This window comes from Shinella fusca (assembly GCF_014203155.1).
GTDB classification, from domain to species: domain Bacteria; phylum Pseudomonadota; class Alphaproteobacteria; order Rhizobiales; family Rhizobiaceae; genus Shinella; species Shinella fusca.
This window is the reverse complement of the sequence record NZ_JACHIK010000027.1, coordinates 1-24,343: the sequence shown is the minus strand read 5'-3', so window position 1 is coordinate 24,343 and position 24,343 is coordinate 1. Positions and strand designations below refer to the sequence as shown.

Sequence of the window (24,343 nt, the reverse complement as noted above, 5' to 3'; positions counted from 1 at the left end):
CCGTCGGCTCACTTGTCCGGCGGGCAGACGCGGATGCGGTGGCCGTCGGGATCGAGCGCGACGAAGGTGCGGCCGAAGACGGCCGTGAACGGCGCCTGCTCGATCGTCACGCCCGCCGCGCGCCACTCGTCATGCAGCCGGTCGATTTCCGCATCGTCGTCGGCGACGATGGCGATCTCGCCGCGGTGGCCCGTGCCGCCCGACACGAATTCCGGCGAGTTGGTCGACCACAGGCCGAGGCCAAGGCCGTTGGGGAACTGGAAGGACACGAAGCCCGGCGACAGCACCTGCGGCGCGGTGCCGAAGATCGTTTCGTAGAACCGGCCGCTTGCCGGCGCGTTCTCGACATAGAGGATCATGAGATTGGGGGAGATCATGGGGTCTTCCTTTCGTGTTGACGGGAACGATCCTAGTCGACACCGCTGCCAGAAATTGGCAGTATCCTGCCATGGCCCGATCCGAACGATTGCTCTCCCTCCTCCAGGTCCTGCGCCGCCACCGCCGGCCCGTCAGCGGCGCGACGCTCGCCGCCGAGCTCGGCGTCAGCATCCGCACGCTCTACCGCGACATCGCCACGCTTCAGGCGCAAGGCGCCGACATCGAGGGTGAGCCGGGCGTCGGCTACGTGCTGCGCCCCGGCTTCATGCTGCCGCCGCTGATGTTCTTGCAAGGCGAGCTGGAGGCCCTGATGCTCGGCTTCCGCTGGGTGGAGAAATTCGCCGATGCGCCCGTGACGAAGGCGGCGACGGATGCGCTCGCCAAGATTTCCGCCGTGCTGCCGGCCGAGCTTCGCGAGGAGCTGGAGAACACGGCGCTGCTGGTCGGCCCGCGCAAGATCGTCGACAGCGAGACCGTCGACCTTGCGCTGCTGCGCGCGGCGATCCGCCGGGAGCGCAAGCTGCGCCTTTCCTATGCCGACGCGGCGGGCGCCGTCACCGAGCGGATCGTCTGGCCGGTGGCGCTCGGCTATTTCGAGGACACGCGCATCCTCGTCGCCTGGTGCGAGCGCCGGCAGGCCTATCGCCATTTCCGTACAGACCGCATGCTGGGCCTCACGCTGCTGGAGGCGCGGCCGCCGCGCCGGCGCGCGGCGATGCTGAAGGAATGGCGCGAGAGCGAACCCGGCCCGCGCCGGCCGGCCGCCCCGCCGCCGGATGCAATTTCCCAACCATAAGAATTGGTTAAAAGTCCGTTACCTTTTCCTCTGGACAAGCCGAATCACAATTGATTCATTAGGGCAGATTCGGGCGAGCGGCGCGCCGAATCACGAGAGGGTACAAGGTTTATGACGATGGCGGACGCGCAACGAGGACGCGCAGCCGGCGGGTGGACTCGTCTCAGATTTCCGGGAATGGCGGCCTGGGAAGATGAATTGACGGGACAGGCGAAGATTTTCGCCGGACCTGCCGCACGGCACCTGGCACGGGCGGAGCCCGTGCTGAAACGGTCGATACCGATCCTGATCATCGCCTTCCTGTTCGTGGTGGCCGTCTCGCGGATGGCCGGCATCATCGTCGAGCACGACAGGATGGACACGGGCGTCAGGGATGCGACCTCGCTGACGGCGATGGCCGTGGGCGCGGTGTTCTCCGGCCCGCTGGCAGACAGCCTTGCCGCCTCCGACCGCATGGCCGTCGAGGCCGCGCTTTCCGTGCACCTGCCGCAGGATCGCCTTCAGCCCGGCGGCATCGTGCTCTTCGTCGCGGAGGACGGGCGGGTCTTCGGCGCCTCGCTGGCGGCGGCGCGCTATGTCGGCCAGTCGCTCGCGCGCTTCTCGCCGGAGCTGGCGGCCAGCCAGTATTTCGGCCCGCAGGCCGGCGTCTTCCGCACCGGCATCGACGGCGGCGACTACTATGCCGCGCTCGTGGAAATGCCGCGCAAGGGCGGCTTCGTCGTCGTCGCCAACCCGATCGGCCAGCTTGCCGTGTTCTGGCGCGACGAGGTGGCGCTGAACGTCACGCTCTTCGCCGGCATCTCGGCCATCCTGCTCGTCATCCTCTACGCCTATTACATCCAGGCCAAGCGCGCGCGCGACGCCGACGCGATCTTCGCGGAATCGAACCTGCGCGTGGAAACGGCGCTCGCCCGCGGGCGCTGCGGCCTCTGGGACTTCGACCTTGCCAGCCGCCGGCTGTTCTGGTCGCGCTCCATGTACGAGATGCTCGGCATGCCGCCGCGCGACAGCGTGCTCTCCTTCGGCGATGCGGCGCGCCTGATGCATCCCGACGACGACGGCATCTACCAGGTCGCCCGTTCCGTCGCCCGCGGCGAGGCGAGGCAGGTGGAGCAGGTCTTCCGCATGCGCCATGCCGACGGCCACTATGTCTGGCTGCGCGCCCGCGCGCAGGTCATCCGCATGGCATCGGGCCGCATGCACATCATCGGCATCGCCATGGACGTGACCGAGCAGCACCGGCTCGCCCAGCGCTACCAGGAGGCCGACCAGCGCCTTGCCGACGCCATCGAATGCACGTCCGAAGCCTTCGTCCTGTGGGACAAGAACGACCGGCTCGTCATGTGCAACGCCCATTACCAGCAGGCCTACGGCCTTCCGGACGACGTTCTCGTGCCCGGCACGGAGCGCGCGGCGGTGCATGCCGCGGCCGCCCGCCCGGTCATCGAGCGCCGCATCGCGGACGCCGACGGCACCGGCATCTCGCAGACGACGGAAGTGCAGCTTGCCGACGAGCGCTGGCTCCAGATCAACGAGCGGCGCACGCGCGACGGCGGCCTCGTCTCGGTCGGCACCGACATCACCATGATGAAGCGCCATCAGGTGCGCCTGCGCGAATCCGAGCGGCGGCTGATGGCGACCATCGGCGACCTTTCCGCCTCCCGTGCCAAGCTGGAGCGCCAGAAGGCCGAGCTTTCGCTCGCCAATGCCAACTACCAGGCGGAGAAGGAACGCGCCGAGGCGGCCAACCGCGCCAAGTCCGAATTCCTCGCCAACATGTCGCACGAGCTGCGCACGCCGCTCAACGCCATCCTCGGCTTCTCCGAAATCCTGCAGAACCAGATGTTCGGCCCCATCGGCTCGGACAAGTACCGCGAATATTCCCGCGATATCCACGAGAGCGGCAAGCACCTGCTCAACGTCATCAGCGACATCCTCGACATGTCGAAGATCGAGGCCGGGCACCTGCGCCTGAGCTGCGAGACGGTGGACCTCGCCCCGCTGATCGAAGAGACCATGCGCCTCACCATGCTGCAGGCGGAGAAGAAGGAGATCGACGTGCGGCAGACCTGCCCGTCCCATCTCCTCACCGTCGCGGACCGGCGGGCGATGAAGCAGATCCTGCTCAATCTCCTCTCCAACGCCATGAAGTTCACCAATCCGGGCGGCAGGGTCGAGGTGCGCGCGCGCCGCGTCGAAGGCGCCGTCACGCTCACCATCGCCGACACCGGCATCGGCATCCCGAAATCCGCCCTCCAGAAGATCGGCCAGCCCTTCGAGCAGGTGCAGAGCCAGTACGCCAAGAGCAAGGGCGGCTCCGGCCTCGGCCTCGCCATCTCCCGCTCGCTGGCCCATCTCCACGGCGGCGCCATGCGCATCCATTCCGTCGAGGGCAAGGGCACGATCATCTCCGTGCGCATCCCCGACCGCGAGCGCCTGGCGGCCCTGCACCTGGCGGCGGCTTAGACGGGCGCGCTGCGGGTTGCCATTCGTGGGACACGCCGTCACCTCACCCTTTGACGTCATCCTCGGGCTTGACCCGAGGATCCATGCCACGAACTCAAGGCAGGCGGGGATGCGTGGATCCTCGGGTCAAGCCCGAGGATGACGAAGGAGAGGCGGAAAAAGGAAGGGGTCAGGCGGGGGTGTGAGTGAACCACCTCCCCTCCATGTGCACCTACCCCTTCACCACCCCCTGGAAAATCTTCCGCACCGCCTTGGAAATCCGCCGCAGCTCCGCCTCCAGCGTGCGCAGGTCCGGGCAGTCGCCGGCCCGGCAGACGAGGTCGATGAGGCCGGCGGGGGCTTCCTTCGGGTCGAAGCCGCCGTCGACGCACAGGCGCACGATCTGCGATATCTCCGTATAGAGCGACAGCGCCTTCTGGACCGTGTCGAGGTCGTTTTCGTCCATCATCGCCGCACCGAGGATGGCCAAAGCCTCGCCCGTCGGCAGCGCCCTTTCCGGCTGCGGCGCGCCGCGCGCGGGCGCGACCAGCGCGAGGAACTGGGCGATGAACTCGATGTCGATCACCCCGCCGGCAATGAGCTTTAAATCCCAGATGTCCTTCGGCGGCTTCTCCTCGTCGATGAGGGCGCGCATTTCCGCGACGTCCTTGGCGATCTTCGCCGTGTCCCGCGTGCGGGCAAGCACCGTGCGGAAGATTTCCTCCGCCTCGGCGATCAGGCTCTCGTCGCCGGTAAGAAGCCGCGCGCGCGTCAGCGCCATGTGCTCCCAGGTCCAGGCCTCCTCCGCCTGGTATTTCGCAAAGGAGGTGATGCGGGTGGCGACCGGCCCCTTGTTGCCGGAGGGGCGCAGCCGCATGTCCACCTCGTAGAGCACCCCTTCGGCCGTCGGGGCTGAGAGCGCCGCGATCAGCCGCTGGGTGATGCGGGTGAAATACCGGATGTTGTCGAGCGGCTTGGGACCGTCGGATTCGAAGGCGTCGTGGTCGTGGTCGTAGAGGAGGATAAGGTCGATGTCGGAGCCGGCGGTCAGCTCGAAGCTGCCGAGCTTGCCCATGCCGACCAGCGCCACGCGCCCGCCGGGAAATTTACCGTGCGCCGCCTCGATCTCCGCCAGCACCGCCTTCAGCGTCGCGGCGACGATGAGGTCGGCGACGTGGGTGAAGGCGCGCGCGGCCTGCTTTCCGGTAATCGCGCCGGTCAGGAGCCGGATGCCGATGAGGAAGCGCTGCTCGGCGGCGATGATGCGCAGGCGGTCGAGGATGTCCTCGTAGTGCCGGGCGCCTGAAAGAAAGCCCTCGATGCGTTCGGCAAGATAGGCGCGCGTCGGCAGCTCGGCGAGAAGGCCGGGGTCCAGCATGCCGTCGAAGACATGGGGCCTTGCCGCGATGATCTCCGCCAGCTTCGGCGCCGAGGACATGATGTTGACGATGAGGGAGAGCAGCGCCGGATTGTTGCCGAGCAGCGAGAAGAGCTGGATGCCGGCCGGAAGGCCCGAGATGAAATTGTCGAAGCGCAGCAGCGCCTCGTCCGCCCGCTTGCTTTCGCCGAAGACGCGCAGCAGTTCCGGCGTCAGCTCCGTCAGCCGCTCGCGCGCCTCGACGGACTGCGTTGCGCGGTAGCGGCCGTAATGCCAGGTGCGGATGGTGCGGGAAATGTCGGACGGGCGCTCGAAGCCGAGCCGCTTCAAGGTCTCCAGCGTATCAGGATCGTCGTTCTGGCCGGTGAAGACGAGGTTTCCCGTCTCGGAGGAGAGCTTCGCCTCCTGCTCGAAGAGCGCGGCATAGCGGCGCTCGACCGTGCGCAGCACCTCGACGAGCCGCTTCGAGAAGGTGGCCGTGTCCTCGAAGCCCATCATGAAGGCGATGCGCTTCAGCTCCGCCTCGGTCTCCGGCAGGACATGGGTCTGCTCGTCGCGCACCATCTGGATGCGATGCTCGACATCGCGCAGGAACCAGTAGGCTTCCGTCAGTTCCTCGGCCGTCGCCGCGTCGATCCAGTTGGCTTTCGCAAGCTCGGCCAGCATCGGTTCTGTGGCGCGCAGGCGCAGCGCCGGCACGCGGCCGCCCGCGATCAACTGCTGGGTCTGCACAAAGAACTCGATCTCGCGGATGCCGCCGCGGCCGAGCTTGACGTTGTGCCCCTTCACCGCGATCTCGCCGTACCCCTTGTGGGCATGGATCTGCCGCTTGATCGAATGGATGTCTGCGATGGCCGCATAGTCGAGATATTTGCGGAAGACGAAGGGCACGAGCCCTTTGAGGAAGGCCGCGCCCGCCGAAAGGTCGCCGGCAATCGGCTTTGCCTTGATGAAAGCGGCGCGCTCCCAGTTCTGCCCGCGGCTCTCGTAGTAGAGCATGGCCGAATCGAAGGAGATGGCGAGCGGCGTCGCGCCGGGATCTGGGCGCAGGCGCAGGTCCGTGCGAAAGACGTAGCCGTCCGCCGTGCGCTCCTGCATGATGCGGATGAGGCGGCGCACGATCCGCGAGAAGGTCTCGACGGCCTCGCTCGGATCGGCCGCGACATCGGCCATCGGATCGAAGAAGACGACGAGGTCGATATCGGAGGAATAGTTGAGCTCGGCGGCGCCCAGCTTGCCCATGCCGAGCACGATGAGGCCCGATTTCTCGCTCGGATGGGCCGGATCTGGCAGCTTCAGCTTGCCGCTCTCATGCGCCGCAAGGAGGAGATGGTCGATGGCGGCGGAGGTCGCGGCCTCGGCAAGCGCCGTCAGCAGCGCCGTGGTGCGGCGCGCGTCGAAGATGCGGGCAAGGTCGGCAAGCGCGGTGAGGAAGGCGACCTCCCGCTTGGCGACGCGCAGCCGCGTCATCAGCGCGGCCTCCGTCACCTCCCCCTCCTCCGCCCGCCATGCGGCGCGGGCGCGGGCGATCGCCGCCTCGATGGCCGGCAGGATCGGCTCCTCCAGCGCCCGGGCAAGAAGGCCGGGATCGATGCGGGCGGTGTCGCGGAGATACGGCGAAAGCGAGAAGGCCGCGACGATGAAGTCCTTCAGCGGGCCTTCCTCGCCGAGAAGCCGGGCGATGGCGGCGTGGTCCCGGCCCCAGTCCTTGAGGTCGGAAAGGACCGATTTGGCCTCCGTCTGGCTCAGGGGCCGGATCGGGCTGGCCGAAAGATCGGAAAACCGCGTCGCTTCCGTCACGCTCATGATGTCTCCTCGCCGTGTCGGCGAAAAGGTGTATCAGTCCGGAAGCACGGGGAAAACCATCCTCACGGTCAGCCCCCGATTGTTTTCCCGCCCGGGATGGGTGGCATCCAGCTCCAGCCGGCCGTGATGCATTTCCATGACGGCGCCGACGAGGGAGAGGCCGAGGCCCGTGCCGGGCTTGGAGCGGCTGGCATCGAGCCGCACGAAGCGCTTGACCACCTCCTCGCGCTTGTCGTCCGGCACGCCCGGGCCGCTGTCGGCGACGGAAAGGACGACATCGCCACCTCGTCTTGCAAGCGAGACGCGGATTTCCGGCTCGCCGCCGCTGCCCTCGGCATATTTGATCGCGTTGTCGATGAGGTTGCCGAGCGCCTGGCCGACGAGCTCGCGGTTGCCCTTGATCTCGATGCCGTCCGCAATCTCCGTGACGAGGCCGAGGCCGGCATCTTCCGTGACGGGCTCGTAAAGCTCGGCGCTGTCATGGGCGATGCCGCTGATATCGACCGCGCTCATTTCCGCCGGCGCCTGCCCGGCCTCGACGCGGGAGATCATCAGCAGCGCGTTGAAGGTGCGGATGAGCTGGTCGGATTCGCCGATCATCTCCTCCAGCGCCGTGCGGTGCTCGGCAACATCGCCCGCCGCAAGCGCGGCCTCGGCCTTGTTGCGCAGGCGCGTCAGCGGCGTCTTCAGGTCGTGCGCGATGTTGTCGGAGACCTGTTTCAGCCCCTCGTTCAGCTTCTCGATGCGGCCGAGCATGGTGTTGAGCGATTCCGAAAGGCGGTCGAACTCGTCGCCCGAGCCGCTCGTCGGCAGGCGTTGCGAGAGGTCGCCGGCCATGATGCGCTGGCTGGCGTCCGACATACGGTCCATGCGCTTCAGCGCGTTGCGGCCGATGAGATACCAGATGGCGAGCGCCCCGACGCCCATCACGCCGAGCGCCACCATCAGCGCCTGGCGCACGAGGTTGCGGAACGTCTCAGGTTCCCCGAGGTCGCGGCCGACGAGGACGCGCAAGCCGTTGGACAGCACGATCACCTGCGCATAGGCCATGGGGCGGTTGGTGCCGCGCGCCTCCTCCTGGTAGCGCTGGTAGCGGAAGGGCGTGTCCGTCCAGCCTTCCGTATCGAGCACGCCGGGCTGGATGGCGGCGACGTTGCCGGCCAGCACCTCGCCGCTCGGGCTTGCGATGATGTAGAGGTTGGCGCCCGGCTGGCGGGCGCGCCGCTCCAGCGTGCGCAGGAGGCCGTTCATGCCGCTGCTGTCGAAGATGCGCTCGATCTGGCCCGCCTCCTGCGCCACCGCCTCGTGCATCTGCTGCTGCAGCAGCCGTTCCGACATGGAGGAGACGTAGAAGACGAGGAAGGCCGCGCATGCGGCGAAGAGGAGGAGATAGACCGCCGAAAGGCGCACCGCCGTGGTGCGGTAGAGGGCGGTCAGCCGGCCGAGCAATCGCTGCATGGGTTCAGCCCGCCGCCTCGTCCTTCATCATGTAGCCCGCCCCGCGCACGGTGCGCAGCAGCGGCTGGTCGAAGTCCTTCTCGATCTTCGAGCGCAGCCGCGAGACATGGACGTCGATGACGTTGGTCTGCGGGTCGAAATGATAGTCCCAGACGTTTTCGAGCAGCATGGTGCGCGTCACCACCTGCCCTGCATTCTTCATGAGATATTCGAGCAGGCGGAATTCGCGCGGCTGGAGGAGGATTTCCTTTCCGGCGCGCTTGACGGTGTGGGAAAGACGGTCGAGCTCGAGGTCCCCGACCCGGTAGACCATGTCCTGCTCGGGCGTGCCCTTGCGCCGGCCGAGCACCTCGATGCGGGCGAGAAGCTCGCTAAAGGCGTAGGGCTTGGGAAGATAATCGTCGCCGCCGGCGCGAAGGCCGGTCACGCGGTCGTCCACCTGGCCGAGGGCGGAGAGGATGAGGACGGGCGTGTGGATGTTGCGCCGGCGCAGCTCGGTGATCAGCGACAGGCCGTCGCGGCGCGGCAGCATGCGGTCGATGACCAACACGTCGTAGCTGTTCTCGGTGGCAAGGAACAGGCCGCTTTCGCCGTCGCTCGCATGGTCGAGCACGATGCCCGCCTCGCGGAAAGCCTTCGACAGATAGGCCGCCGCCTCCAGATCGTCTTCAACAATCAATATCTTCATGGCTTCAACCCTAGCGCATGATGCCCCGAGTCGGAACGGGACCGTTTTAAAGGGCGAACCTGCCCCTCACCTGCCTGCCGGCATCCTCTCCCCGCAGGCGGGGCGAGGAAGGAAAGCCTCGCCGTTTTTCCCCTTCTCCCCGCCTGCGGGGAGAAGGTCCCGGCAGGGGGATGAGGGGCAGGCCTGATACGGCAACGCCGCGAAACCTTCCGGTCCCGCGGCGCCGCACGCAGTCATCGAACCGATCAGCCCTGGTCGATCGGCAGCGCCAGGAAGCGGCTGCCGTCCTTGGTCTCGATCTGGAACAGCGCCTTGGAGCGTCCGTCCTTGCGGGCGCCCTCGATCACCTTCATCACGTCGTCGGCCGACTTGACGGCCTGGTTGTTGACTGAGGTGATGCGGTCGCCTTCCTTGAGGCCGCGGTCGCTGGCGTCGGAGTCCGGATCGACGGAGGAGACCGTCAGGCCGTCGTCGCCGGGCGTCACCGAGATGCCGAGGTCGGCGAGCGCCTGTTCGCTGTTCTCCTCGGCAGGTGCAGCCTCGTCGGTGCTCGTCGAAGCCTGGATCTGCTCGCCGGCAAGCGTGCCGATCTCGACCGGGACGTTCTGGGACTTGCCGTCGCGCCACAGCGTGACGTCGACCTTCGTGCCGGGGGCGATGTCGGCGACGCGGCGGGCAAGGTCACGCGGGTCCTTGACCGGCTCGCCGTCGAGCGCCGTGATCACGTCGCCCTTCTTGATGCCGGCCTTGGCGCCGGGAGAATCGGCCTGAGGCTCGACGACGAGGGCACCAGCGGCATCCGCAAGGCCGAGCGAGTCGGCGATGTCGCGGCTCACCGGCTGGATCTGCACGCCGAGCCAGCCGCGATCCACCTTGCCGTCCTTCATCAGGTCGGCGACGACGCCCTTGGCGACGGATGCGGGGATGGCGAAGGCGATGCCGACATTGCCGCCCGACGGCGAGAAGATCGCGGTGTTGATGCCGACGACCTGGCCGTTGAGGTTGAAGGTCGGGCCGCCCGAATTGCCGCGGTTCACGGCGGCGTCCACCTGGAGGTAGTCGTCATAGGGGCCGGAGCCGATGTCGCGGCCGCGGGCCGAGATGATGCCGGCCGTCACCGTGCCGCCGAGGCCGAACGGGTTGCCGACGGCCACGACCCAGTCGCCGACGCGGATCTGGCTGTCGTCGGCAAAGCTCACATAGGTGAACTTGCGCTTGTCCTTCTCGTCGACCTTCAGGACCGCGAGGTCCGTGCGGGTATCCTTGCCGACGAGCTTGGCGTCGAGCTCGGTGCCGTCATTCATGACGACGGTGAAGGCCGCGCCGTCCTTGACGACGTGGTTGTTGGTGACGATGTAGCCGTCCTCGGAGATGAAGAAGCCGGAGCCCTGCGCGGTCGGGCGCAGATGCGGCTTGTGGCCGGGCCCGCGGCGATCGCCGAAGCGGCGATCCGGGCCGCGGTCGCCGTGCGGATCGTCCTGGCCGCCGAATTCACGGAAGAAGCGCTTCAGCGGGTGGTCGTCGGGAAGCTCGTCGAAGCCGCGGCCGCCGAAGTTGAAGGAGAAATTGCTCTCGTCGTTGGCCGGCTTCACGTCGGACTGGACGCGGACGGAAACGACGGCGGGGGAAACGGCCTGCACGACATCGGCGAAGCTCGCGACCTGCGGAGCCTGGACGGAAACGGGATCGGCGAAACTCTGGCTGATGCGCGCGGGAATGCCGGTGGCCAGCATGACGGCCGCAAGGCCGGCGACCGTGGAGGTCTTCAGCGCGGTCTTGAGGCCCGGACGGAATGCGGAGATCTTTGACATTCTTGCACCTTTTCTCTTGTCTCGTGGCTGCGTTCGGCAGCCGATGGAAAAGAGATAGGCCGGGACACATTACGGTGCACTATCCGCGGCATGAATTTTTCGTAATGTTGGGAAAAACCTAGTCGCCGCGCAGGGCGCGTTCCAGCTCGGCCTTTTCCGTCTCGGAAAGCGGCGTTCCGGTCGGCTTGCCGCCGCGCCGGCGGGCGAAGAGCAGCATGGCCGTCGCCCCGGCGAACGCCAGCACGACCGGCGCGCCCCATAAAAGCAGCGTCTCGCCGCGAAGACGCGGCTTCAAAAGCACGAACTCGCCGTAGCGCGAGACGACATAGTCGATCACCGCCTCGTCGCTGTCGCCGTTCTTCAGCCGCTCGCGCACGAGAAGGCGAAGGTCGCGGGCAAGGTCGGCGTTCGAGTCATCGATGGACTGGTTCTGGCAGACCATGCAGCGAAGCTCGGCCGAAAGCGCCCGTGCACGCGCCTCCAGCGCCGGGTCGGCCAGCACCTCGTCCGGATTGACGGCGAAGGCGGAGGGGAGCGCAGAGAGGAGGAAGACGGCGGCAAGGACGAGGCGGCGCATCATTCGGCCGCCTCCAGCACGGGCTTGACCTTGCGCGCCTTCTGCGGCGCGCCGACGCGCAGCCGCCGGTCGAGGAGCGAGACCGCCCCCCCCGCCATCATGATCAGCGCGCCGATCCAGATGCACAGGATCATCGGCTTCCACCAGACGCGCACGACCATGCCGCCGTCGGCCATCGCGTCGCCGAGCGAGACATAGAGCTGGCTGAGGCCGAAGGTGCGGATGCCGGCCTCCGTCGTCGGCATGCGCCGCGCCATGTAGAGGCGCTTCGACGACCAGATGTCGGTGACGGTGACGCCGCCGCGCATGACGTTGAAGTGGCCGGATTCTTCCGTGTAGTTCGGCCCCTGCCCCTGCCGCATGCCTTCGAAGACGAGCGTATAGCCGCCCGATTCCACCTGCATGCCAGGCTTCATCTCCACGACATGTTCCGTCTGGAAGGCCGTCGCGGCGACGATGCCGATCACCGTCACGCCGATGCCGATATGGGCGAGTGTCGTGCCGAAGGCCGAGCCCGGCAGGCCGATGAGCCGGCGGAAGGCGACATTGCCCTTGACCTTGCCGATCCCGGCGCGAAGCCACAGGTCCGTCACCGCGCCGGCGATCATGTAGAAGCCGATGGCGAGGCCGAAATAGGCGAGCACCGGCCCGCCGCTGTGGATGTAGAGGACGACGGCCGCCAGCACGAGGCCGACGCCGGCGGCCGCGAAGAGCCGCTGGCCGGCCGCGAACACGTCGCCGCGCTTCCAGGCGAGCAGCGGGCCGAACGGCACCGCGAGCAAAAGCGGCAGAATGAGCCCGCCGAAGGTGAGGTTGAAGAAGGGCGGTCCGACGGAGATTTTTTCTCCCGTCAGCGCTTCCAGCACCAGCGGATAGAGCGTGCCGGTCAGCACGGTCGCCGCCGCGGTCGTCAGGATCAGGTTGTTGAGGACGAGCGCGCCCTCGCGCGAGATCGGCGCGAAGAGACCGCCGGCCTTCAGCGTCGCGGCCCGGAAGGCGAAGAGCGAGAGCGCCCCGCCGATGAAGAAGACGAGGATGCCGAGGATGAAGACGCCGCGCGTCGGGTCCGTCGCGAAGGCATGCACCGAGGTCAGCACGCCGGAGCGCACGAGGAAGGTGCCGAGCAGCGACATGGAGAAGGTGAGGATCGCCAGCAGCACGGTCCAGATCTTCAGCGCCTCGCGCTTTTCCATGACGAGCGCGGAGTGGAGGAGCGCCGTGCCGGCAAGCCACGGAATGAACGAGGCGTTCTCCACCGGATCCCAGAACCACCAGCCGCCCCAGCCGAGCTCGTAATAGGCCCAGTAGGAGCCCATGGCGATGCCGGCGGTCAGGAAGCTCCAGGCGGCGAGCGCCCAGGGCCTGACCCAGCGCGCCCAGGCGGCATCGATGCGCCCGTCGATCAGCGCGGCGATGGCGAAGGAGAAACAGACGGAGAAGCCGACATAGCCGAGATAGAGGAGCGGCGGGTGGATGGCGAGGCCGATGTCCTGCAGCACCGGATTGAGGTCCCGCCCCTCGGCCGGAGCCGGTGCAAGGCGCAGGAACGGATTGGAGGTGAGCAGGATGAAGAGCGCGAAGGCGACGGAGATGAGGCCCTGCACCGCCAGCACGTTGGCGCGCAGCCGTTCCGGCAGGTTGGCGCCGAAGGTCGCGACCAGCGCGCTGAAGAAGGACAGGATGAGCAGCCACAGCATCATCGAGCCCTCGTGGTTCCCCCACACGCCCGAGATCTTGTAGATCAGCGGCTTCAGCGAATGCGAGTTCTCCCAGACATTCGCGACCGAGAAGTCGGAGACGACATAGGCGAAGGTCAGCACGGAGAAGGAGAAGAGCACGAGGAAGAAGCCGGCAAGCGCCGCGGCGGGCGCCACGGCCATCAGCGCGCGGTCGCCGCGCGCCGTGCCGATCACCGGCAGCACGAACTGGACGATCACCGTCGCCAGCGCCAGAACGAGGGCATAATGTCCGAGCTCGATGATCATTTGATCGTTTCCTTGCCGGAAAGTTCGACGCCCTGCGCCTTGAGGCGGTCGGCCACGTCCTTGGGCATATAGGTCTCGTCATGCTTGGCGAGTACCGTGTCGGCGACGAAAAGCCCGTCCGTGCCGAAGGCGCCCTCGGCCACCACGCCCTGCCCCTCGCGGAAGAGGTCCGGCAGGATGCCCGTATAGGTCACCGGCACCGTCGCCAGCGTATCGGTCACCGTGAAGGTGATGGTCGAGCCTTCGCCGCGCCTGACCGTGCCGTTCTCCACGAGCCCGCCGAGGCGGATGCGCGTTCCGGGCGCGACATTGGCCTTGGCGAGGTCGCCCGGCACATAGAAATAGGCGATCGACTGGCTGAAGGCGAACATGACGAGCAGCACCGCCGCCACGAGGAAAGCGACGCCGCCGCCGATAACCGCCAGACGTTTCTGCTTGCGTGTCATTGTCCGCTACCCTCGGCCGAAATCGACAGGTCCCGGGCGAGCGCCAGGAGCTGTTTTCCGTTTTCGCTGTCCGCCGGGAAGGTTTTCAGCGCCGTCCTTAGCGCCGCCTGCGCCTTCGGTTTTTGATTTAACACAACATAGGAACGGATGACGCGCATCCATCCCTCGAAATTGTCGGGATTTTCCTCAAGCTTCGCCGCAAGCCCCTCGACCATGCCGGCGATCATCTGCTGGCGGTCGCCGGCCGACATGTCCTCGGCCGCCGCCACGTCGTCGGCGGTCGGGTTGCCGGGCGCGCCGTCCGTCTGCGTGCCGGCCTTTCCGTCGAGCGCCGCGATATGGGTCTCGACGAGCGGCAGCCAGGCGGCGTCCTTCGGCGAATCCTTCACCAGCGCCTCGAAGGCGGCGCGCGCTTCGGGGCGCTTGCCCTCCTGCTCCAGCGCAAGCGCGAGATAGTAGCGGGCGCGTGGATTGTCCGGCTTCAGCTTCAGCGATTCCTCCAGCCGGGCGCGCGCATCCGTCGTCACGATACCGTTCGAGAGCGCGATCAGCGCTTCCGCATAGCCGTCGAGCCGGTCGGTGGTCGGGCCGAGAAGGCGGATCGCCTGCTGGAAGGCGTTCGCCGAATCCTCCATCCGCCCGCTGCGATAGTAGATCGGCGCGAGAAGGTCCCAGCCCTCCCCGTCGTCGGGATTGGCCGCCAGATGGTTCTCGGCCTTCGCAACGAGGATGCTGATATCGCTGCCCGGATGGGCGAGGCGCTCGGCGAGCGGCTGGGCCGGAAGGCCCGGCTGGCCGGTCGCGAGATAGAGACAGAGGCCGATGGCCGGCAGCGCGACGATGATGAAGGCCTGCGCCAGCCGGTTGCGCCGTGCCGGCGCGTCGCGGCGGCTTTTCTCCGCCTTCGTCGCCGTGATCAGCCGGCGCGCGACCTCCGCGCGGGCAAGCTCGGCCTCGCCGGCGGCGATGAGCCCGGTCGCCTCGTCGCGCTTCAGCTCCTCGAGCTGGTCGCGGTAGACCTCGACGTCATGGCCGGTGTCGTCCGCCGCCGCCCCGGGGCGCCGCAGAAGAGGAAGAAGCAGGATGGCGGCGACGGCCGCCGTCAGGAAGGCGACGAGAATCCAGAACAGCATGACCGTTCAAATACTGGAAGCGCAGGACGTTTCCAATTCCCAAGGGAACAATGACGCAAAATTGAGGCGTTTCGCCGCAACGGCCCGCGATTGTCAGGAAAGCGGCGTCCACGCACCGTCCGCATTGCGGCAGGCCGCCCCGCGCGTCGTCGTCTCGCGGCCGGAGACGGTCAGCGTATGGCTGTACTGCCGGCAGTTCTGCGAACCGACCTGGTAGGGCGCCGCCGCCACGACCGAGCCGCTGACGCCGCTGCCCTGCCAGGTGACGGGCTGGCCGCCGGGGGCTGCCTCCAGCGCGCGGTACTCCGCTTCGAGCGCGCGCTGCGTATCCGCCTTGGAAAGCTGGGCGGCCGCATTGCGGCTGACGAGCCCGCCCTGCAAGGCCGTGATATAGACCGCCGGCCCCTCGGGCTTCCTGGAAAGAAGGCCGCCACCGCCCGCCGGGCCGCTGCCCGACGTCGTTGCGCATCCCGAAACCGAAACTGCCAGAAGGAGGGGGAAAAAGGCGCCGCGCAAACCCGTCTTCATCCGCTGGGACCGTCTCTCTCATGCCGGGGCGGACAGGCCGCGCCGTGGTTCCGTCATCCCGCGGTCCTCATTCCCGCGGGCCTTATCCTTTTTGCATTGTCCGCCGCCTCAGGCAACATCCTTTGTGACGGCGGGCAGGACGAGGCGCGCCATCAGCCCGCCGCCGGCCCCCCGGGAAAGCCCGAAGGTCCCCTGGTATTCGGAGGCGATCTCGCTGACGATGGAAAGGCCGAGGCCCGTGCCGGGCTTGCTCTCGTCGAGCCGCTTGCCCCGCTTCATCGCCTCGCCGATCTCCTCCGGCTCAAGGCCCGGCCCGTCGTCCTCCACCTCGATGACGATCCAGCCCTTGCGCGCATCGTCGCTGCCGCGCGTGTCGGCGGGCGCGGCGAAGGCGCGGGTCGTGACGGTCGTGCGGGCATGGCGGGCGGCGTTTTCGAGGAGGTTGCCGACGGTCTCCTCGATATCCTGCTGCTCCATCGCCAGCACCAGCCCGGGCGGATCGACGCTCAGCGGAAACTGCTTGTCGGCGTTCAGCCGCCGCATCACCCGCACCAGCCGCTCCAGCACCGGCTGCGTCTCGGTGCGGGCAAGCACGGATTCGCGCTGGGCGGCGATGCGCGCGCGGTTGAGGTAGGATTGCACCTGGCTCTGCATCGCCTCGGCCTGCGTCTTCACGAGCTCGCCCTGCGGGGCGGATATGAGGCGCGATTCGTTGAGCAGCACGGCGATCGGCGTCTTCAGCGAATGGGCAAGGTTGCCGACCTGCATGCGCGCGCGCTCGACGATGCGGCGGTTGCTGTCGATCAATGCATTCACTTCGCTCGCCAAAGGCAGGATTTCCCTCGGGAAATCGCCGTCGAGCTGTTCGCTCTCCCCCGCCCGGATCTTCTCCAGCGCCTTGCGCGCCCGGTCGAGCGGCTTGAGGCCGATGAGGATCGCCGCCGCGTTGAGCAGCAGGCTGCCGAAGCCGAAGCCGGCGAGCGCGAGATAGAGGCTGCCGGAAAAGTCCTTGATGTCCGCCTCCAGCACGTCCCGGTTGCCGACGACGCGGAAGCGCGCCGTGCGGCCCTCGTCGTCGAGCACCACTTCCGTCTCGCCGACCTCCACCTCGTTGCCGAAGGAATCGACGGTCGTGTAGAAGCGCTCGTAGCGCGTGTCGAAGGGAATGCTGTCCGTGTCGGGAATGGGAATGCTGCCGCTGCCGAGCGAGGAGGAGGTCAGCGCCTCGCCCTCCAGCGCCCCGCCGATGGGCTCGACGATCCAGTACCAGCCCGATTGCGGCTGGAAGAAGCGCAGGTCCCCGAGCTGCGGCGTGCCGGCAAGCCGGGTGTTTTCGCCCGCCGAAACCGAGTTGATGACGTTGTAGAGCTGCGCGCGCAAAAGATCGCGGAAACTCTTCTCCGCGCTCTGCCGGTAGAGCGTCGAGATGACGACGGCGATGACGACGAGCGCCACCGCGGCCCAGAGGGAGGCGAGGAAGAGGACGCGGAAGGTGAGCGAGCGGGAGCGCCTGGCCTTATTTTCCATTGGCCGGCGCTTGCATCCGGTAGCCGAGGCCGCGCACGGTCTCGATCAGGTCGACGCCGATCTTCTTGCGCAGGCGCCCGACGAAGACCTCGATGGTGTTGGAATCGCGGTCGAAATCCTGGTCGTACATGTGCTCGACCAGCTCGGTGCGCGAGACCACCTCGCCCATGTGGTGCATGAGATAGGAGAGAAGGCGATATTCGTGGGAGGTGAGCTTCAGCGTCTCGCCGTTGACGGTCGCCTTGGAGCCCTTGGTGTCGAGCCGCACCGGCCCGCAGACGATGTCGGGGCTCGCATGGCCGGCCGCCCGGCGGATGAGCGCCCTTATGCGCGCCAGCACCTCCTCGACATGGAAGGGCTTTGCCACATAGTCGTCGGCCCCGGCGTCGATGCCGGCCACCTTGTCGCTCCAGCGGTCGCGCGCCGTCAGGATCAGCACGGGCATGCCCTTGCCGTCGGCGCGCCATTTTTCGAGAACGGTGATGCCGTCCATTTCCGGAAGGCCGATATCGAGGATGATGGCGTCATAGGGCTCGGTGTCGCCGAGATAGTGACCTTCCTCGCCATCGAGGGCCTGGTCCACCACGTAGCCGGCTTCCTTCAGGGCCTCGCTGAGCTGACGGTTCAGGTTGACGTCGTCCTCGACCACCAGAATGCGCATTCGCCCTCTTCCTATCCCCTGTTACACGCCTTGCCCTGCGGCCTTACATCGGTACGCGAACGGTCACCTTGCGCGGCCGCGCATTGCCGTTGCCGGGCACCAGCACGGTCACCACGCAGCTATCGCCGTCCGGCTTGGCGGAAAGAAGCTCGCCGCCGGTCTGCGCCACCACACGCTGCGCCGCATTGCTGCAATCGCCGCCAACGCGCACGACGCTCCGCGCAGCGCCCATCTCCATGGGGGCCGGAAGCATCAGGCTGGCCGCAAGCGCGGATATGAGAAGTGGCGAGGCCATGAACATACTTTCAGGTGCGGATCACTATGATGCAAGCAATAAACGATCCACGCTGAATGGCAAATGAATGCGGCCGCCGGCCGCCCGAAGAAGGCAGCCGGCGGCCGGATCGTGCATTGAATTCAGGGGATTACGAGGCCCTCCGCACAGTCCGATTCAAGGATGCGGCCCTCACATCACCCGGTGGCGCGCCGAAATCCGCCCGAAAAGGGCGACGAGGCCGCCGACGGTGCCCACCGCCGCGACGATGAGGTCGGCAAGGTCGCCCTCATCGCCCGCGGACATCTCGAAGCCCGCCACCTTGGCGAGCGAAGCGAGGATGGCGATGAGGGCGCCCCAGACGGTGCGGGACTGATACCAGGCTTTCATGTCGGTCATCGGCTTTCCTTTCCTAGAGCGGGAGAATGGCCTGCGCCGGCAGGCCGAGCGGGATCGCCCGGCCGAGCTGGCGCACGCGGATGGCAAGGCTCGTCTGCGGCGCGCCGAAATCGGCAAGCTCCTCGGCGGCCGCATAGAGATGGGAGGGCGCGGCGGTCTCGACCGTGCGCACCGCCGTCGCGCCCGAGAGGATTTCCAGGCGGTAGGCTTCGTTCGGCTCGTCGAGCGGGATCTCCGTGGCGAGCCAGCTGTCCGAATCGATCCGGCCGCGGCGGATCCATGTGAGGAGGATCGCCCCGCCCGCCCCGCGCCGGGCGCGCAGATGCACCGGCGAGAGCGGCGTCAGCGCCCGCTCCCCGCCGGCAAAGGCGAAGGGACCGGCCTGCCCCGGCGGCGTTCCGATGGCGTCGACGAGCCAGTTGGATTGCCGTCCCACCTCCTCCACGTCGAGCCCCAGCGGGCGCACGGCATCGTCGAGCAGCACCGCCGTCTCGCCGACGGCATGCCCCGCGGCCATCGCATCCTCCGTGCCGCAAAGCGCGCGCAGCAGGTCGGAAAGCCGCCAGCGCCCCGGCGCGATCTCGCTCGCCTCCCGGAAGCCGACGATCTCGAAGGCGCCGTTTGCGGCAAGGACCGCGATGCGGTTCGCCCCGTTCAGCACCGCCAGCGTGTCGACCGAGGCGAGCCCGCCGGCCGGAAGGTCGATTACCAGCGGCCGGTTCACGTCGAAGCGCGCGACGACGCCCGGCTCCAGCGCTTCCGCAAGCGTGCCGATGCGCGCCGGCCGGTCGAGCCGGGTGCGCACGCGATACCCCTCGCTGCTGTCCGAACTGGAGACGACCATGGCGCGCCAGGGCTGTGCATAGGCCGCGACGCGCGCAAAATCCTGCGGGCCGCCCGAGCCCAGCACCGGCAGGTCGAGGAAGACGACCTCCGGCGCGAAGGCATCGCCCGGCCCCGCCCCGTTGACCGGCTGCTTTTCCTCGCCGTCCGGGGCCGGCGCGCCGCTGTCGCCCGCCGCGATGGCGCGCGCCTCCACCTCGCGCATCAGCCCGTCCGTGATCTGCGTGATGAGGAAGCGCCCCGCCGGCCCGTCCTTCAGGCGCACCACGTCGCCGGGTGTGAAGGAAAGCGCGGTCGGCGGCAGGCGGAAGGTGACACGCCGCTGGCCGGAACGGTTGTCGCGCAGCGCCGTCTCGACGCTCGCCGCCGCGGCCCCCGCATGCAGCACCGCCGGAAGCGAAAGGCGCAGCACCCGGTCCGTGTCGCCGGCCATGCGGCGCGAGCGGGCGGTCACATGCGCATAGGCGTCCGTATCGTCGAAATGATCGAGGATCGCTTCGCCGGCAAGATCGCTGATATGCGCGCGGGTCTCCTCGAAGAGCGTCTCGTCCGGCCGCTCGGCGAGCACGTCGAGCGTTGCCGGCGGCAGCGCCGATTTCAACCGCGAGCGGAAGTGGATCCTGCCGTCCGCCTCCAGCGCGTCGATCTGGAAGGCCTGCATGATCGGCTCGATCAGCCCGCGCGCCGAGGCCTGTTCGGCCTGCACGAAGCCCGGCAGGTCGCCGGCAACGCCCGAGACGTCGAAATCGGTGAAACCGTGGTCGGTGAGGATGGCGGCGATGACGTCCGCCGCCGTGCCCGCGCCGAGCCGGCCGGTCAGCCAGTGCCCGCGCTGCCAGTTGCCGCCGTCCGCCCAGAGGCCGGCATTCTCCGGGAAGGCCGGATAGGGCCGCGCGTCCCAGGTCCACAGGAAGATGCGGCCGGGATCGACCATGCCCGGCTCCGGCCCGTCGCCCTGCCACCAGGCATGATGGGCGTCGAGGAAGCGCCGCTGCACGCCGTCGCTGCGCGCCCCGCCGGAATGATAGGGCAGCGCATTCTCCGCGCTCTTCGGGTCGACGAAGACGTTCGGCTGGTTCGCGCCCTTGTCGACCGCCGGGCAGCCGAGCTCGGTGAACCAGATCGGCTTGGAGCGCGGCACCCAGGCGGTCGGCGCGGAAAGCTCCGCCCCGCCCGGCGCCCGCTCGTAATGCGGCTTCGTCCACCAGTTCCGAAGGTCCTTGTAGCGGAACACCCAGGGCTTTCCCGCCGCCCCGTCGGCAATCGGCGTGCGGATGCGCGCCTGCCGGTCGGCCGCGCTCGCATAGTACCAGTCGAAGCCCTCCCCGCCCGTAATGAGGCCGCGCATCGCCGCCGCGTCCTCCGGATGGCGGAAGCCGTCCGGATTGCCGGAGACGATATCGTCGTCCTGCCAGTCGGAGAGCGGCATGTAGTTGTCGATGCCGACGGCCGAGATGGCGGAGGAGGCCCAGAGCGGGTCGAGATGGTAGCGCACCTCGCCGCTGCCGTCCGCCGGCTGGAAGCCGAAATACTCGCTCCAGTCCGCCGCATAGGTGATCTTCGTGCCGGGCCTGAGGATCGCCCTTACATCGGCCGCGAGCGTGACGAGCCCGTCGACGAAGGGAAACGTCCCCGCCCCGTCGCGCAGCCACGTCAGCCCGCGCATCTCCGAGCCGATGAGGAAGCCGTCGACCCCGCCGGCCGCCTCGGCGAGCAGCGCATAATGCAGGATCAGCCGGCGGAACCCGTTGTCGCCCGAGGGCCCGTTGACGGTCTCGCCGGAAACGGTGAACTGGCTCCTCTGCGCGCTGCCGAGGAAAGCCTGGACCTGCGTGCGCGCCGCGCTCGTCCCGTCGGCGCTTGCCGGATGGCAGGTGATGCGCCCGCGCCAGGGATAGGCCGCCTGCCGCGTGCCGCCATAGGGGTCGGGCAGGCCGTTGCCCGCCGGCACGTCCATCAGCAGGAAGGGATAGAGATAGACCTCGATGCCGCGGGCCTTGAGGTTCCTGATGGCCGCGATCACGCTGTCGTCGGAAGGCGTGCCGCCATAGGCGGGCTTGCCGTTGCTGCGGCTCACCACATGGGCGCCGCCGCGCGCGATGCCCGAGACGCGCCACGGCCGGCTCTCGACGCCGCGCGCGGCGGTCTCCACGCCCGGCAGGACGCGGCAGGCGCCGGCCCGAAGGTCCGTGCCGAACCAGCCGACGACGAGCCCGACGCGTTCGAGATTGGGGCAGAGGCGCTGCAGTTCGCCGATCGAGGCCTGCCAGTCGGTCGCCGCCACCAGCATGTTGCGGTTGGTGTTGCGCGCCGAGCCCGAGCCGAGCCGTTCCGTGACCAGCCGCGGATCGTAGCCGTGCTCGCTGGAGCCCGGAATGACGGTGACGGCGCGGATGGCGCCTTCCAGCGTGCCGACCGGCCGCACCACCTCGAACTGCAGCACGGGGATGCGGTTGCCGTAGGTGTCGAGCGGCAGGTGCTCGAAGACGACATAGGCAAGCCCGCGATAGGCCGGTGTCCTTCCCGCCCCCTGCTTGGCCTCGATCAGCGGATCGGGCGCCTGCGTGCGCGTGCCGCGGTAGATGCGCATCTCGACGGCGGTAAGGTCCATCTCGCGCCCGTCCGCCCACACCCGCCGGATCGAGGCGATGGGCCCGTCGCAGACCCCGACCGCGACATTGGCATAGTAGCGGTAGGTCTCCACGCGCGGGCCCCGCCCCTTGCCGCCGCGCCGCTCGACGGTCACCTCCTCCTCGAAGCGCGTCGCCCAGATCAGCGTGCCGCCGACCCGCGCCGTGCCGTAGACGCGGCTTATCGCCGTGCCCTCCTCGGCGCCCGGCACGCGCCCGTCGGTCAGCCGCGCCCCGGAGATCGTCTGCGTGCCGCTGATCAGCGAGCGGTCGACGATGGAGCCGGCAAGCGCCCCGACGGCCCGGCCGACGATCGCGCCGACGGGACCGAACACGCCGCCGAGCGCAGCGCCCGCAGCCTGGAAGAGAAGTGTCGCCATGGATCAGGAAAGCTCCGGAAAACGGAAGACGCCGGCGATGCGCCGGCGCCAGCAGGGCACGAGCGGCGATTCGATTACCGCCGCCTGCTCGTAGGCATGGATGAAACGCCCGTCCGGCGCGGCGATGCCGGCGTGCTTGGCCGCGACATCCTCCCGCCAGCGGAAGATCAGAAGATCGCCCGGCCGCATTTCCGCGACCGCCAGCGCCGGCCCGCAGTGGCGCAGGGCAGCCTCAAGCAGCCGCTCCTCGCCTGCCCGCTCCGCCCAGTCCGCCGCATAGGGCGCCGGCACCTCCGGCTCCGCCCCGTAAAGCTCCCGCCACACACCGCGCACCAGCCCCAGGCAATCGCAGCCGACGCCCTTCAGCGAGGCCTGATGCCGGTACGGCGTGCCGATGAAGCTGCGCGCGACGGCAAGGACGCGTTCGCCGGTCGTTGTCCGCGGCCCCTCACCCATAAAGCGGCCTCCCGTCGTGCACGGTCTCCCCGTCGGCATAGCCGTAGCTGAAATCGCTACCCGGCATGTGCGGAAACCCTTGGAAATTCAGTCCGTTGGCGAACTTCGAGCGACAGGTGGAGAAGCGCTTGTCGCAGCCCGCCGTCACCTCCAGCGTGTCGCCGGCGGCAATCCCCGCGGCCATCGGCAGCCACAGCGCCAGTTCGTCCGCCCCGTCCGCCCTGCGATGGTCCTCGATATCGGCCGAAAGCCCCGCCGCCGCGCCGCTCGAAAAGGCGATCACGCCATAGCGGAAAAAGCGCTCGGCAAAGCCGGAAAGCCCGCTCACCGAAAGATGCATGTCGTCCCGCACCGCCGTCACCGTCGCCGTGGCGCGGAAGGCGGCGAGGTTCACCCGGCAGCGCCCGTCCCCCAGCACGGCATCGCACTGGCGCCCGTAGATGCGCCCGCGCACCTGGTCGAGCCGGTGCGTCAGCCGCCGCAACTCGGCGCGGAACTGTCCGCCCTCGCGCCGCACCTCGCCAAGCTCGGCCGTGCGCAGCAGGAGCCGCTCGGCCGGATCCTGCCAGTTGACCGTATAGACCTCGACCTTCGCCCCGTCGTAGCGCCCGGCCGAAAGATCCTCGGCGCGGATCGCCTCGGCGGAAAAGCCGCCGGAAAGATCGCCGCCCTCCGCCGAAAGCCCGTTGCCGTCCTCGCTCTCGCTCGCGGAAAAACCGCTCGCCGCAAGGAAGGCGAGGCCGTCGAAGGCAAGGTCGCGGTCGTGGTCGGTAAACCCCATCGCCACGCCGTCGCGCCGCGTCACCTTCCAGCAATGGCAGAGCGTCGTCGCCTCGCCGTCGAGATGGGCCTGGAGCCCTTCCGGGATCGTCCTCATGGCCGCACCTCCACCAGCGGAATGGACGGGATGCGCCCCGCATCGAACTGGGCAAGGTCGATATCGATGCGGTCCGTGTCGAAGCGCACCGGCACGTCGAATTCGAAGCCGGCCCGCACCGCGCCCGAAGCCGGAACCTTGCCCGCCACGAAGGTGACGGTCCCCGTCGCCGCATCGACGGTATAATCCGCCGCCGGCACGAGGCTCCCCGCCACCGAGACGACGACGCTGCCGGCCACCGGCTTTTCGATCAGCCGCACCGTCTCCCCGCCCGCATCCGCATAGCGCTTGACGAGCCGGAAGGCCGCCGTCTCGCCGTCGCCGTTGCCGAGAAGCTGGTCGGTCGCGGAAACCGCCGTGCCGGGCGCGCACGATTTATGGTCCACCGGATCGCGGAAGCGGAACCCGAAGAACTGCCCCGCCCGCGCCTCGAAGAAGGCGAGCACGGCATAGAGATCGTCGAGCGAGCGCACGCCCGAGCCCGCATCGTAGCGCCGCCGGGCATCCTGCCAGCGGCGGTTGCGGTTCTCCCGCCCGTTGGAAAGACTGACGATATCCGTCCGCCGCACCGGCCCCCCGCTGGTGCCAAGCGCGACGCGCAGCGGAAACCGCACCTCATGAAATCCTGCCATCCGATGTCTCCGTAAAAATATGCCGCCCCCGCCCCTCATCCCCCTGCCGGGACCTTCTCCCCGCAAGCGGGGAGAAGGAGGAGAAGGCAAGGCCTTCCCGAACGATGGTCGCTGGTGATGCAGGAAACCCGCGCAGCCTGCCCCTTCGCCCCGCTTGCGGGGAGAGCGACTGTCTTTGTGGTCAAGCGTTTTTCCATGGTTTACCGTCGCGGATGATTGCGTTGAGGATGGTGAG

At 68.3% G+C, this 24,343-nt stretch carries 20 protein-coding genes; 2 read left to right on the top strand and 18 right to left on the bottom strand.

The genetic code is table 11. The features are described 5' to 3' along the window. Positions 1-8: 8 nt before the first annotated feature. On the bottom strand, positions 9-377 hold the full coding sequence (locus HNQ66_RS22550; RefSeq protein ID WP_184147013.1) for a VOC family protein: 369 nt from the start codon (positions 375-377) through the stop codon (positions 9-11). A gap of 71 nt (positions 378-448) precedes the next feature. Here HNQ66_RS22550 and HNQ66_RS22545 point away from each other — a divergent pair, with 71 nt between their 5' ends. Continuing rightward, positions 449-1,174: a helix-turn-helix transcriptional regulator gene (locus HNQ66_RS22545; protein ID WP_184147011.1), complete on the top strand. Its 726-nt coding sequence runs from the start codon at positions 449-451 to the stop codon at positions 1,172-1,174. Between the two features lie 117 nt (positions 1,175-1,291). Further along, positions 1,292-3,640, top strand: coding sequence for a PAS domain-containing sensor histidine kinase (locus HNQ66_RS22540; RefSeq protein ID WP_184147030.1), 2,349 nt, complete (start codon positions 1,292-1,294; stop codon positions 3,638-3,640). Between the two features lie 211 nt (positions 3,641-3,851). On the opposite strand, the gene HNQ66_RS22535 is transcribed toward HNQ66_RS22540, so the two are convergent. The 17 genes from HNQ66_RS22535 to HNQ66_RS22455 all read right to left on the bottom strand — a co-directional run bounded on the left by HNQ66_RS22535 (position 3,852) and on the right by HNQ66_RS22455 (position 24,108). Beyond that, positions 3,852-6,803, bottom strand: coding sequence for a bifunctional [glutamine synthetase] adenylyltransferase/[glutamine synthetase]-adenylyl-L-tyrosine phosphorylase (locus HNQ66_RS22535; RefSeq protein ID WP_184147009.1), 2,952 nt, complete (start codon positions 6,801-6,803; stop codon positions 3,852-3,854). A gap of 33 nt (positions 6,804-6,836) precedes the next feature. After that, complete coding sequence (locus HNQ66_RS22530) at positions 6,837-8,261, bottom strand: sensor histidine kinase (RefSeq protein WP_184147007.1); 1,425 nt, start codon at positions 8,259-8,261, stop codon at positions 6,837-6,839. Between the two features lie 4 nt (positions 8,262-8,265). Beyond that, positions 8,266-8,949 carry a response regulator transcription factor gene (locus HNQ66_RS22525; protein ID WP_184147005.1) on the bottom strand — a complete coding sequence of 228 codons (684 nt, stop codon included), beginning with the start codon at positions 8,947-8,949 and terminating at the stop codon, positions 8,266-8,268. Between the two features lie 245 nt (positions 8,950-9,194). After that, positions 9,195-10,760, bottom strand: a complete 1,566-nt coding sequence (locus HNQ66_RS22520) for a Do family serine endopeptidase (protein WP_184147003.1) — start codon at positions 10,758-10,760, stop codon at positions 9,195-9,197. 118 nt (positions 10,761-10,878) lie between these two features. After that, positions 10,879-11,340: a cytochrome c-type biogenesis protein gene (locus HNQ66_RS22515; RefSeq protein ID WP_184147001.1), complete on the bottom strand. Its 462-nt coding sequence runs from the start codon at positions 11,338-11,340 to the stop codon at positions 10,879-10,881. Further along, positions 11,337-13,322 (bottom strand): heme lyase CcmF/NrfE family subunit, encoded by a 1,986-nt coding sequence (locus HNQ66_RS22510; protein ID WP_184146999.1) that lies wholly within the window; start codon positions 13,320-13,322, stop codon positions 11,337-11,339. Before HNQ66_RS22510 ends, HNQ66_RS22515 begins: the two co-directional genes overlap by 4 nt. Beyond that, positions 13,319-13,768: a cytochrome c maturation protein CcmE gene (ccmE, locus tag HNQ66_RS22505; protein ID WP_184146997.1), complete on the bottom strand. Its 450-nt coding sequence runs from the start codon at positions 13,766-13,768 to the stop codon at positions 13,319-13,321. The genes HNQ66_RS22510 and ccmE overlap by 4 nt, the downstream gene beginning before the upstream one ends. Then, positions 13,765-14,901 (bottom strand): c-type cytochrome biogenesis protein CcmI, encoded by a 1,137-nt coding sequence (gene ccmI / locus HNQ66_RS22500; protein ID WP_184146995.1) that lies wholly within the window; start codon positions 14,899-14,901, stop codon positions 13,765-13,767. The genes ccmE and ccmI overlap by 4 nt, the downstream gene beginning before the upstream one ends. Before the next feature lie 93 nt (positions 14,902-14,994). After that, positions 14,995-15,429 (bottom strand): hypothetical protein, encoded by a 435-nt coding sequence (locus tag HNQ66_RS22495; protein ID WP_184146993.1) that lies wholly within the window; start codon positions 15,427-15,429, stop codon positions 14,995-14,997. Positions 15,430-15,537: 108 nt separating this feature from the next. Beyond that, positions 15,538-16,956 carry an ATP-binding protein gene (locus tag HNQ66_RS22490; RefSeq protein WP_184146991.1) on the bottom strand — a complete coding sequence of 473 codons (1,419 nt, stop codon included), beginning with the start codon at positions 16,954-16,956 and terminating at the stop codon, positions 15,538-15,540. Beyond that, positions 16,946-17,617: a response regulator transcription factor gene (locus HNQ66_RS22485; protein ID WP_184146988.1), complete on the bottom strand. Its 672-nt coding sequence runs from the start codon at positions 17,615-17,617 to the stop codon at positions 16,946-16,948. Before HNQ66_RS22485 ends, HNQ66_RS22490 begins: the two co-directional genes overlap by 11 nt. Before the next feature lie 43 nt (positions 17,618-17,660). Then, entirely contained in the window at positions 17,661-17,912 is a 252-nt protein-coding gene (locus HNQ66_RS22480) for a hypothetical protein (RefSeq protein WP_184146986.1), read from the bottom strand. A gap of 171 nt (positions 17,913-18,083) precedes the next feature. Next, a complete protein-coding gene (locus HNQ66_RS22475; RefSeq protein ID WP_184146984.1) occupies positions 18,084-18,290 on the bottom strand; it encodes a hypothetical protein in 207 nt (68 codons plus the stop codon). A 13-nt stretch (positions 18,291-18,303) separates the two neighbouring features. After that, complete coding sequence (locus HNQ66_RS22470; protein WP_184146982.1) at positions 18,304-22,143, bottom strand: baseplate multidomain protein megatron; 3,840 nt, start codon at positions 22,141-22,143, stop codon at positions 18,304-18,306. Between the two features lie 3 nt (positions 22,144-22,146). After that, complete coding sequence (locus HNQ66_RS22465) at positions 22,147-22,599, bottom strand: NlpC/P60 family protein (protein WP_184146980.1); 453 nt, start codon at positions 22,597-22,599, stop codon at positions 22,147-22,149. Then, positions 22,592-23,476: a DUF2163 domain-containing protein gene (locus HNQ66_RS22460; protein ID WP_184146978.1), complete on the bottom strand. Its 885-nt coding sequence runs from the start codon at positions 23,474-23,476 to the stop codon at positions 22,592-22,594. Before HNQ66_RS22460 ends, HNQ66_RS22465 begins: the two co-directional genes overlap by 8 nt. Continuing rightward, positions 23,473-24,108: a DUF2460 domain-containing protein gene (locus tag HNQ66_RS22455; RefSeq protein ID WP_184146977.1), complete on the bottom strand. Its 636-nt coding sequence runs from the start codon at positions 24,106-24,108 to the stop codon at positions 23,473-23,475. Before HNQ66_RS22455 ends, HNQ66_RS22460 begins: the two co-directional genes overlap by 4 nt. Positions 24,109-24,343 lie beyond the last annotated feature (235 nt).